This window comes from Corallococcus praedator, from assembly GCF_003612125.1.
Classification (GTDB): Bacteria; Myxococcota; Myxococcia; order Myxococcales; family Myxococcaceae; genus Corallococcus; species Corallococcus praedator.
In genome coordinates this window covers 1-11,161 of record NZ_RAWI01000320.1, presented here as the reverse complement: position 1 = coordinate 11,161, position 11,161 = coordinate 1, and the positions used below count along the sequence as shown (strand labels likewise).

Here is an 11,161-nt window from a genome sequence, read left to right as displayed (position 1 = left end):
CTCATGTCTGGGGGGCCGGGGCGGGGGACGACCGTCGGCGGCGGAACTGTGGCCCGGCTCCTCAGGGGTGGGCAACGGAGAATTCCAGGCGCTTCATTCCTCCGGAGTCGGAGTCTCTTCCTGGGCGTCCGCGCCCGTCCGCGCCTGGATGAAGGCCCGGATGTGGGTCACGAGCACATCCCGCCGGTGGGCCAGGAATCCAGGCGCGTCGCTCCGACGCAGGGCAGCCAGGGCTTCGGGCGACAGCGCATGGCTGGGGAATACGGCGGGAGGCGGGGCCCCGGTGCGCACCAGGCCCAGCAGCGTCATGCCCGGCGCGAGCACGGGGTGGAAGAGCTGGTTGGCCAGGGTGAGCAGCAGGGAGTCTCCCAGCCCGGGGGCCGTGGCCAGGCCCGGAGGGGACGTGGGGAACAGCGGCAGGAACGCGACCGCGCCCTGCGTCTCCAGCAGCGGGCCGGGCTCCAGGACGGCGCCGGTGAGCAGGTGCCGGGGACGCAGCGCCAAGAGCGCGTTGGCCTCCACCCGGTCCGCCACCGACGCGAGCCCCGCCATGCCGGGTTGCGAATAGCGCTCCCACCCGCGCGGGGACGGCGGGCCCACGCGCTCGAGCAGCGCGCGCACGGTGGCGTCCGCATCGTCGGTGAGCAGGGCCAGGCTCGCTCGCGCCTCATCGTCGGGAAACGAACGCTCGGTGTCGAAGAGGGCGCGCTGCCACAGCCAGTGGGACAGCCGCTCGCGCACGGCGGCCGGTGGTCGCGGGTGCAGGTGGAAGAAGCGGCACAGCAGGGGCAGCACGTCCGGCCGCGGCAGGAGGCTCAGGTGGGCAATGGCCGCGTCATGGCGGAGGAAATCGAAAGCATGACTGACCGCGCGCGCTGTCTGTCCTAATGCCTGCGTCCAGTCATCCTCCGCGCCAAACTCCTCACGAAAGTCCCGCGTGAAGTCCCTGCCGCTCACCGCGAGCAGCAGCGAAAGCAGCGCTTCATCCTCCAACCGACCGAAATCACGGGTGGCCAGGTGTTCTCCCAGGGCCTCCAGGCTCTGGCAGGATGCGTCGGGTTGCCAGGGAGGAGTGGGTGCCATGGGACTTCCTGCGTAGCGGAGACTTGAGAACACTCACATCGTTCGGGGGTCGCAATGCTCACTTCACGCCTTGACGATGCGAGGAATTTCTTTAAAGAATGCACGCACGTCCTCTTCTTCTTGGAAGATGGCGTATGTACCGGGCCTCGCGTTCCCCAACCGCGGAACCGGTGCGTGACGTCCCAGTTGAGCCCCGCGCGCCGCGTTCCCCCTCTCGGCGCGCGGTGGCCCCTGGGACTTCCGGCCTCCGCCTTCCTCTCAAGTACGTTCGAGGATTTGCGTGTCCACCTCTGGTTTCGTCCTGCCCGTCTCGCTGGCCCTGCGACTGCTGACCTCCGCGGCGCCCGCTTCCCAGTCCCCCGCCGCCGCGCCCCATGCGCCCCAGGTTCCGGGGGTGTCCTCCCCCGCGCCCGCGAAGCCCTCCGCATCGCCTGCCATCGCTGGCGGCAAGGGCCTGAGCGCCGCGCGGCAGGCCACGGCGGGACGGCTGATGGAGCCCGCGCTCAAGGAAGGCCATGCGTACGCGCGGCTGGCGGAGTTGACGGACGGCGTGGGCCCGCGCCTGTCGGGCTCCGAGTCCGCGGAGGCCGCGGTGCAGTGGGCCCTGCGCTCCTTCAAGGCGGATGGGGTGAAGGCGTGGAAGGAGCCGGTGAAGGTGCCGCGCTGGGTGCGCGGCGAGGAGCACGGTGAAATCGTCGCCTCCGAGCGCACCCGGGGCTTGCCGCTGTCGCTGCTGGCGTTGGGGGGCAGCGCGCCCACGCCGCCGGAGGGGCTCACCGCGGAGGTGGTGGAGGTGGGCTCGCTGGAGGAGCTGACGGCGCTGGGGGAGAGGGCGCGCGGGAAGATCGTCTTCTTCAACCACGCCATGGCGGAGGCGGCGGACTACGGCCGCTTCGCCGGGCTGAGGAGCCGGGGGCCGGCGGCGGCCGCGAAGCAGGGCGCGGTGGCCGCGCTGGTGCGCTCGCTGTCCACGGCGTCGCTGCGCACGCCGCACACGGGCGCCACGCGCTTCGACGAGGGCGACACGCGGCTGCCCGCGGCGGCGGTGTCGGTGGAGGACGCGCACACGCTGCACCGGATGCTCCAGGGCGGGGCGGTGAAGGTGCGTCTGGTGTTGGGGTGCTCGGAGCTGCCGGAGGCGGATTCGTCCAACGTGGTGGCGGAGATCCGGGGCCGGGAGAAGCCGGACGAGGTGGTGCTCCTGGGCGCGCACCTGGACTCGTGGGACGTGGGCACGGGCGCGCACGACGACGGCGCGGGCGTGGTGATGGTGATGGAGGCGGCGCGCCTCATCGCGAAGCTGCCCCAGGCGCCCCGGCGCACGGTGCGCGTGGTGCTGTTCATGAACGAGGAGAACGGCCTTCGCGGAGGCCGTGCGTACGCGCAGGCCCATGCGAAGGAATTGCCCAAGCACGTGGCCGCGCTGGAGATGGACTCGGGCGGTGGCCGGCCGCTGGGCGTCAGCCTGCACGCGGGCCCGGGCGGGGAGGACCTCCTGCGTCCGTGGCTTGCGCCGCTGGAAGGCGTGGACGCGGCCACGTTCATGGTGGGCCACGCGACGGGCGCGGACCTGAGCCCCATGGAGCCCGCGCACGTGCCCTTCGTGGGCGTGCGGGTGGACAGCAGCCGCTACTTCGACGTGCACCACTCCATGGCGGACACGCTGGACAAGGTGGATCCCCAGGAGCTGGCGCGCAGCACCGCCGCGGTGACGTGGGTGGCGTACGCGCTGGCGGAGGAGCCGGGCGTGCTCGCGCGGCCCACCGCGCCGGAGCCCGACGCTCCGCCCCCGGCGAAGAAGTAGCCGGGCTTTCTGGCTACTCCACCACGGCCTGCCGGGGAGCGCCGCGCCGCAGGGGCATCTCCGGCAGCAGCAGCGTGACGAACAGGGCCGCCAGCGCGACGAAGATGGCGAAGCGGTACACCGCCATCGTCGCGCGGGTGAAGGACTCCTTCAGCGCGCGCTCCAGCTGGTCCACGGTGGACAGCGCGCGGGCCTCGTTCGCATCCAGCTTCGCGTGGGCGCGGGCCTCGGCGGTGCCCTGCAGCACCTGGGAGGCCTGCCGCCGCTCCTCCGCGAAGCCCTGACGCAGCTTCGCCTTCACCTGCTCGGGATGGAACGGGCTGCCCGAGGGTGCGGCCTCGCCGCCCTGGCCTCCACCCAGGACTCCGCCCAGACCTCCGGACGACGAGGCCTGGAGCTCCTGGCGCACGTCCTGGGGCAGCCCCTGCGTGGCCCGCTCCGTGCGCGTCGTCAGCTCCCGGCCCAGCGTGCCCGCGAACACGGTGCCCAGCAGCGCCACGCCCACCGTCATGCCCAGCTGCCGGAAGAACGTGGTCGCGGACGTGGCCACGCCGATGCGCTGGGGCGGCACCGCGTTCTGCACGGCCACGGTGTACAGCGGGATGGACGGGCCCAGGCCCAGGCCCACGAGCACCATCTTCACCGTCACCTCGGCCTGGCTGGAGTCGGGCGTCAGCGTGAAGGCCATGATGGCGAAGCCCACCATCAGGAACAGCAGCGAGCCCACCATCAGCGTCTTGTAGCGCCCCAGCCGCGACACCAGTTGTCCGGACAGCACGTTGCCGGCCACCACGCCCAGGGTCAGCGGCGTGAGCGTCAGCCCGGAGTGCGTCGCCGACAGCCCCACCACGTTCACCATGAACAGCGGCAGGAACGTGACGGACGCGAGGAACACCGCGCCAATGGTGAACACCGCCGCGTTGCCCGCGGAGAACGCGCGCAGGCGGAACAGGGACGGATCCAACAGCGGCTCCTTCGCGCGGCGCTCCCGCCAGATGAAGAGGCCGCCCGCCACCGCCGACAGCGCGAACAACCCGAGGATGGGCGCGGACCCCCACGCGAACCCGCCCGCGCGCGGCGCGGATGCCCCATGCCCCAGGCTGAGCGCGAGCAGCAGGGGCACCACCGCCAGGGCCAGCGCCACCGCGCCCGGGATGTCCAACCGGCCTCCGTGCAGGCCCTCGGGCTTGAGCGGCGGCATGCGCAAGAGGATGAGCGCCAGCGCGAGCGCGCCCACCGGCAGGTTGATGAAGAACACCCAGTGCCAGCCCAGCGCGTCGGTGATGAAGCCGCCGGCCAGCGGGCCAATCACGCTGGACAGGCCGAACACCGCGCCGAACAGACCCTGGTACTTGCCCCGGTCGCGCGGAGGGAACAGGTCCGCCACCACCGCCAGCGACCCGGTGAAGAGCGCCGCGCTGCCCAGGCCCTGCACCGCGCGGCAGAGGATGAGCACGAGCGTGGAGCGGGCCGCGCCGCACAGGAAGCTGCCGGTGAGGAACACGGCGATGCCCGCCACCAGCACCGCGCGCCGCCCCAGCAGGTCCGACAGCTTGCCCCACACCGGCACCATCATCGTGGAGGCCACCAGGTACGCGGTGGTGAGCCACGGGTAGTGCTCCGGCGCGATGCGCAGGTCCACCTGGATGGACGGGCCGGCGGTGGCGACGATGGTCTGGTCCAGCGCGGCCAGCAGCAGGCCCAGGAGCGCCCCCGCCAGCGTGAACGCCTTCTGCGAGCGGCTGAACCGTTCGGAGGCCGGGGCGGCGTCGGCGCGAAGTCCCGGGGCGGTGTCTGCGATGGTGTCTGCCATGTCAGGCGGGCCCACGCCCTCGCGCTGCCCGCGCGAAACCTGGGGACGTCGCAGGGACTTGGCCACGCTCCGGCTGCCCGGCTGCCCTCCTGGCGGCGGGACGGTCAAGTGCCCTCGAGGGCAGGCGTGCGGGTGGCGTCCAGCGGACAAGGGCCATTTCCGGGGCGCCGGGGAGCGGCTCTATCCTCCCGGACCTTTTCCTCTTCGGACGCGCCGGGCCGGTGGTCGTGTCTCCCCAAGGAAGTGACACATGCGGATCCCTGGAGTGCTGGCCTGCGCCGTGGTGCTGTCGGTGGTGACGGGCTGCAGGGAAGACCCGAAACCCTCGCCGGACGCGGGCACGCCGGACGCGGGCGCGCCGGACGCGGGAATCGACGCGGGCTCCCCCGATGACGGCGGCATCCCCGACGCCGGAACCGCCGGGCCCACCCTCTCCGAAACGCCGCGCTGGCAGGTGGCGGGAGACGGCACGAACCCCAGGGAGTGCTTCGGCCGGGGCCTGGCGCTGGGCGACGTCAACGGCGATGGCCGCGTGGACCTGCTCGTGGGGTCCCCGCCCTGCAAGAGCACCGTGACGGACCCTGGCCGCGTGATGGTGTACGCGGGAGCGGCGCAAGACTTCTCGAAGGTGCCCGTCGCCGCGACGATGACGTGGGTGCACCCCAGCCCGCGAACGTCGGGCTACCTGATGGGGCTGTCCACGGGTGACATCGACGGGGATGCCTACGCGGACGTGGTCGTGAAGAGCTACTACGGCGTCAGCGTGTTCAAGGGCGGACCGGACCTGTCCCAGGTGTTCGCCCAGCCGCTGTTCCGCGTGCCGGACTCCTCCGCCACGCGCTTCAGCGCCGCCCTCCTGCGGGACCTGGACGGCGACGGGAAGGATGAACTCCTCGTCACCACCTTCTCCGGAAGCACCACCGTCTACCGTTCAACCCCCGGCGGGGCGGAGGGCGCCTTCACCAACGTGCGCGTGTTCTCCGGGTACCTGACGCCCGCGGGGGACACGGACGGGGACGGCGCCCAGGACCTGTTCGCGAGCCTCGTGGATGAGGAGAATGGCCAGGGGCTCTTCCTGGGCTGCAAGGCGGACAGCACGCGCGCCTGCACCGGGCCCCTCACCACCGCGCCGGTGTGGACGGGCACCGCGGAGTCCTTGAGGACGCTGCCGGACGTGAGCGGGGACGGCCGTCCGGAGCTGTTCGCGTCCCTGCGCGGCAGCCTGCGCCTGCACCTGTCGGATGCGTCGGTCCAGGGGTATGCGTTCTTGCCCACGTGGCAGGTGATGGACGACGCGGCCTTCCCCATCCTGGGGGGCGCCACGTCCGTGGGCTCCATGGCGGAGGGGAGCACCGGCCACGACTTCGTCCTCACCGGGATAGGCCGCGCGTACCTCTTCCGTCCCACGGCCAACGTGTCCGGCTCCCTGGCGCCGGTGTGGGCGTGGCCTCGGGCCAACCGCCTCCTTCCCCAGACGATGCTGGGCTTCGTCAGCCCTGCCGTGGCCAGTCCTGGAGACCTGAACGCGGACGGGTATGACGACCTGGTGCTGGGGCTGCCGCAGGAGCAGGACGGCACCCGCGCCCCGGGCCGGGTGGTGATGTTCGGCGGTGGCGCGGTGCCGGACCTGGAGGAGCCCGCCCCCGCCATGGCCCCCACGAAGGTGTGCAACCTCCCGGTGGATCCGGTGAACGGCAAGCCGGACCTGACGGTGGACCGGGACGTGCTCGCGCGCACGCTGTACGTGGAGCGCCGCACCTTCGCGCAGGACTCGTGCGAGGTGCGTGAGGGCTGCGTGCCGGCGGGAGGCGAGCGGCGCCTCTTGCGCTTCAGCACCTCCATCATGAACATGGGCAGCGCGCCGGTGGTGGTGCCTTCACCGGAGGAGCGGCCGGACCTCTTCGTCTTCGACGAGTGCCACGGGCATGACCACCTGGTGAACTTCGCCGGCTACTCGCTGACCGACGCGTCCGGCACGGAGACCGCGGCGGGGCGCAAGCAGGGCTTCTACCTGGTGGACTTCACCCAGTACTGCGCGGATGGCAGCGCGTTCGCCTGGTACGACCCGGGCACCGGCATCTCCCCTGGCTGGTCGGACGTCTACACCGCGGACACCGCCTGCCAGTGGATGGACGTCACCGACACGCCGGATGGCGATTACACCGTTCGCGTGGGCGTGGATGAGAACCACATCATCGACGAGGCAGACACACTGCCCAATGAGGTCACCGTCAAGGTGCGCCTCTCCGGTGACACGGTGACCGTGCTGCCCTGAGCCGGACGGAAGGGGCCGTGGCGCGCGCACGCTCGCGCGCCACGGCCATTTCCTGTCGCTGCGCCGGGGCATGGGTGCGGGAATACCCTTTGGCCAGACGTCTGGATTTGAGAGCCATTGGGGCGGGGACCTGACCTATGCTGGAGGGGGCCCGTGGGTCTTGCGCGCTGGATGGCCGGCCGCGTCCTGGGCCCCGGGGGCATGACGAATGCGGATGCGAAGCACGCGGGTCTGCGCGGTGATGGTGTTGCTGTCCCTCACGGGCTGCAAGGACGACCCGAAGCCCCAGCCCGATGGGGGCAGCCCGGTGGAGCCCACCCTGTCGGAGACGCCGCGCTGGCAGGTGGAAGGCGACGGCCTGAACCCGAAGGAGTGCTTCGGCCGCACCGTGGCGCTGGGTGACCTCAACGGGGATGGGCGCAAGGACCTGCTGGTGACGTCCGGGCCCTGCTCCAGCACCGAGTCTTCAGGGCGCGTGGCGGTGTACGCGGGAGAGGAGCGCTACTTCTCCCAGGTGCCCATCACCACGACGATGACGTGGGTGCATCCCAGCCCGCGCACCTCCGGCGCCAAGCTCACCGCGACCACCGGCGACATCGACGGGGATGCGTACGCGGACGTGCTCGTGCTCTCCACCTTCGGCGTGAGCGTGTTCAAGGGCGGTCCGGACCTGTCCCAGGTCCTGGCCCAGCCGCTGTTCCGCGTGCCGGATTCCTCCACCCTCCGCTTCAACGGCGCGCACCTGCTGGACGTGGATGGGGACGGGAAGGACGACCTCGTCGTCTCCACCCTCGACGGGCAACTCACCGTGTACCGCTCCACGCCAGGGGCCGCGGAGGGGCCCTTCGCCTCCGTGCGCACGTTGTCCGGCTCCGGCACCCCGAGACCCGCGGGCGACACGGATGGGGACGGCGCGCAGGACCTGGTGGTGACCCATGATGACTTCAAGGCGGAGCTCTTCCTGGGCTGCAAGGCGGACAGCGCGCGTGCGTGCACCGGGCCGCTGACGACGCAGCCGGTGTGGACGGGCAGGGCGGAGAGCTTCCACGCCCTGCCCGACCTGAGCGGCGACGGCCGCCCGGAGGGCTTCATGCTCCTGGATGGCAGCCAGCGCCTGCACCTGTCCGACGCCTCGCTCCAGGGCTATTCCCCCACGCCCGCGTGGCAGGTGATGGACGACGCGGCCTTCTCGCTCTTCGGGCAGATCTACCTCTCGTTCAGCCAGGGCGTCGTCCCCGTGGGCTCCATGGCGGCGGGGAGCACGGGCCATGACTTCGTCGTCACCGCGCTGGGCCGCGTGTACCTCTTCCGCCCCACGGCGAACGTGTCCGGTCCGCTGGAGCCGGTGTGGGCGTGGCCTCGCGCCAACCGGCTCGACCCGCGCACGGCGCTGGGCAACACCTACCTGGGCGCGGCGGCCGCGGGCGACCTGGACGGGGACGGCCATGACGACCTGGTGGTGGGCCTGCCGCCGGACCTGGACGGCTCGCGCTTCCCGGGCCGGGTGGTGGTGTTCGGGGGCGGGGCGGTGCCGGACTCCACGGAGCCCGCGCCCGCGCTGGCGCCCACGAAGGCGTGCAACCTCGCGGTGGATCCGGTGAACGGCAGGCCGGACCTGACGGTGGACCGGGACGTGCTCGCGCGCACGCTGTACGTGGAGCGCCGCACCTTCGCGCAGGACTCGTGCGAGGTGCGCGAAGGCTGCGTGCCGGCGGGCGGCGAGCGGCGCCTGCTGCGCTTCACCACCTCCATCATGAACATGGGCAACGGCCCGCTGGTGGTGCCCTCGCCGGAGGAGCGGCCGGAGCTCTTCGTCTTCGACGAGTGCCACCAGCACCACCACCTGGTGAACTTCGCGGGCTACGACCTGCGCGACGCCTCGGGCACCTCCACCGCGGTGGGCCGCAAGCAGGGCTTCTACATGATTGACTACACCCAGTACTGCGCGGATGGCGTCCCGTACTCCTGGTACGACCCGGGAACGGGCATCTCCCCCGGCTGGTCGGACGTCTACACCTCCGACCTGCCCTGCCAGTGGCTGGACGTCACCGACACGCCGGACGGCGACTACACCGTGCGCGTGGGCGTGGATGAGAACCACATCGTCGTGAACGAGGACGACCGGCTGCCCAACGAGGTCACCGTCAAGGTGCGCCTCGCTGGCGACACGGTGACCGTGCTGCCCTGAGGCGATAAACCCGGGAAACCCGGGGCCTGAACCCCTCCGCGTGAAGGCCGCGTGCAATGGGCGGCCCTCCCGGGCGTAGAGTGCCTGACGCGGCCCGCCCGCCGGGGTTTCCCGGTGCGGTGGGCCGCGCGGCTTCCAGCGCGGTCAAAGGGGTGGTCCAGGTGAATTTCCGGGTCGACGTGTGGGAGGGGGCGCGCATCGCGCTGTCCTCGCTGCGCTCCAACCGGCTGCGCACGGTGCTCACCACGGTGGGCATTGGCGTGGGCGTGTGCACGCTCCTGGCCATCGTGGGCATCATCCAGGGGCTGAACAGTTCGTTCGCGGAGCAGCTGGGGAAGATTGGCTCCAACACCCTGCAGATCTCCAAGTTCCCCTGGGTGATGAACGGGGACTGGTGGGAGTACCGCAACCGCAAGGACCTGACGCTGGACCTGGTGCCCGCCATCCGGGGCGCGTCCGAGCACGTGGTGGCGGTGGCGCCCATGTACTTCGAGAACGCGGAGGTGTCGTTCCAGGAGCGCAAGCTCAACTCCGTGCAGACCATGGGCACCAGCCCCGACTACACCCTGACCTCCTCCGTGGAGATGGCGTCGGGGCGCTTCCTCACCGACGCGGACGTGGACAACCGCTCCGCGGTGGCGGTGATTGGCTCGGAGGTGCAGAAGGTGCTCTTTCCGGGCATCAACCCCGTGGGCCACCGCGTCCTGGTGGACAAGCGGCCCTACCGCATCATCGGCACCATCGTGGAGCGCGGCACGGTGCTGGGGCAGAACGTGGACATGGTGGTGATGCTGCCGTACCCCTCGTTCATGGGGCAGTTCGGCAACAAGCGCTCGCCGCACCTGGTGCTCGCGGTGGACGCGCAGGAGAGCATCCCCGTCGTGCAGGACCGGCTCACGGAGACGCTGCGCCGCGAGCGCAGCACCAAGCCCGGCGCGCCGGACGACTTCGCCATCAACCGGCCGGATCAACTGGCCGGCATCTACAACCAGCTCACCGGCGCGCTCTACGGCGCGGCGACGGGCGTGGGGCTCATCACCCTGCTGGTGGGCGGCATCGGCATCATGAACATCATGCTGGTGTCGGTGCGCGAGCGGACGCGGGAGATTGGCGTCCGGCGGGCGCTGGGCGCGCGCAAGCACACCATCATCATCCAGTTCCTGATGGAGGCGGCCAGCGTGTCCGCGGTGGGCGGCGCGCTGGGCACCGCGGTGGGCATGGGGCTCGCGTGGCTGGTGAACTACCTGACGCCGCTGGCGGCCCGGGTGGATCCGGTGACGGTGGCGGCGGGGGTGGGCTTCTCCGCCGTGGTGGGGTTGCTGTTCGGCATCTGGCCGGCGGCGCGCGCGGCGAACCTGGATCCGGTGGAAGCACTCCGCCACGACTGACGCAGCAAGGAGACACCGGCGATGTGGATGGCATTCTGGGACACGGTGCGGCTGGCGTTCGGCACGTTCCGCTCCAACCCGCTGCGCTCGTTCCTGACGCTGCTGGGCATCGTCATTGGCGTCACCACGGTGGTGGCGATGATGTCGCTCATCGAGGGCCTGAAGAACCAGGTGAACAACCAGCTGTCGGACCTGGGCGCCAACTGCTTCCAGGTGCAGCGGCTGCCCTTCGGCCAGGGAGACCTGTCGGCGGCGCAGCTGGCGCGCCGGCCGCGCTTCACCTACGCGGACCTGGACGCCATCCGCTTGCAGCCCTCCATCGAGGTCGCGGCGGCGGAGGACTCCAAGGGCGGCCAGAAGGCGTCCACGTCGGAGCGGGAGTCGCGCGCCAACGTGAACGTGTGGGCGGGCACGCCGGGGTACTTCCAGACGAACGCGGTGAGCATCGCCACCGGGCGGCCCTTCACGGACGCGGAGACGGTGGACGGGCGGCGGGTGGCGGTGATTGGCGCGGACCTGGCGGACACGCTGTATCCGGGCATGGACCCCCTGGGGCGTGAGTTCCGCATCCTGGGGCGCACCTTCCAGGTGGTGGGCACGCTCAAGCGCC

At 71.5% G+C, this 11,161-nt stretch carries 7 protein-coding genes; 5 read left to right on the top strand and 2 right to left on the bottom strand.

Going from position 1 to position 11,161, the window contains the following annotated elements; all coding sequences use genetic code 11:
* Positions 1-93: 93 nt before the first annotated feature.
* Positions 94-1,083: a hypothetical protein gene (locus D7Y13_RS30745; protein ID WP_120585596.1), complete on the bottom strand. Its 990-nt coding sequence runs from the start codon at positions 1,081-1,083 to the stop codon at positions 94-96.
* 280 nt (positions 1,084-1,363) lie between these two features.
* On the opposite strand from D7Y13_RS30745, the gene D7Y13_RS30740 reads away from it, so the two are divergent.
* Positions 1,364-2,887, top strand: a complete 1,524-nt coding sequence (locus D7Y13_RS30740) for a M20/M25/M40 family metallo-hydrolase (protein WP_120585597.1) — start codon at positions 1,364-1,366, stop codon at positions 2,885-2,887.
* Positions 2,888-2,900: 13 nt separating this feature from the next.
* Here D7Y13_RS30740 and D7Y13_RS30735 read toward each other — a convergent pair whose 3' ends face one another.
* Entirely contained in the window at positions 2,901-4,700 is a 1,800-nt protein-coding gene (locus D7Y13_RS30735; RefSeq protein WP_120585600.1) for an MDR family MFS transporter, read from the bottom strand.
* 250 nt (positions 4,701-4,950) lie between these two features.
* On the opposite strand from D7Y13_RS30735, the gene D7Y13_RS30730 reads away from it, so the two are divergent.
* From D7Y13_RS30730 to D7Y13_RS30715, 4 genes are all read left to right on the top strand, one after another.
* Positions 4,951-6,975: a lysyl oxidase family protein gene (locus D7Y13_RS30730; RefSeq protein WP_120585598.1), complete on the top strand. Its 2,025-nt coding sequence runs from the start codon at positions 4,951-4,953 to the stop codon at positions 6,973-6,975.
* A 214-nt stretch (positions 6,976-7,189) separates the two neighbouring features.
* Positions 7,190-9,163, top strand: a complete 1,974-nt coding sequence (locus D7Y13_RS30725; RefSeq protein WP_233595919.1) for a lysyl oxidase family protein — start codon at positions 7,190-7,192, stop codon at positions 9,161-9,163.
* 161 nt (positions 9,164-9,324) lie between these two features.
* Complete coding sequence (locus tag D7Y13_RS30720; RefSeq protein WP_120585601.1) at positions 9,325-10,551, top strand: ABC transporter permease; 1,227 nt, start codon at positions 9,325-9,327, stop codon at positions 10,549-10,551.
* 27 nt (positions 10,552-10,578) lie between these two features.
* On the top strand, positions 10,579-11,161 hold a 583-nt coding region (locus D7Y13_RS30715), incomplete at its 3' end, for an ABC transporter permease (RefSeq protein WP_167508792.1).

What these genes read in the sequence shown, in the direction of transcription:
- D7Y13_RS30745 (WP_120585596.1), bottom strand. Translation starts at nt 1,083, where the DNA reads ATGGCACCCACTCCTCCCTGGCAACCCGACGCATCCTGCCAGAGCCTG.
- D7Y13_RS30735 (WP_120585600.1), bottom strand. Translation starts at nt 4,700, where the DNA reads ATGGCAGACACCATCGCAGACACCGCCCCGGGACTTCGCGCCGACGCC.
- D7Y13_RS30730 (WP_120585598.1), top strand. Translation starts at nt 4,951, where the DNA reads ATGCGGATCCCTGGAGTGCTGGCCTGCGCCGTGGTGCTGTCGGTGGTG.
- D7Y13_RS30725 (WP_233595919.1), top strand. Translation starts at nt 7,190, where the DNA reads ATGCGAAGCACGCGGGTCTGCGCGGTGATGGTGTTGCTGTCCCTCACG.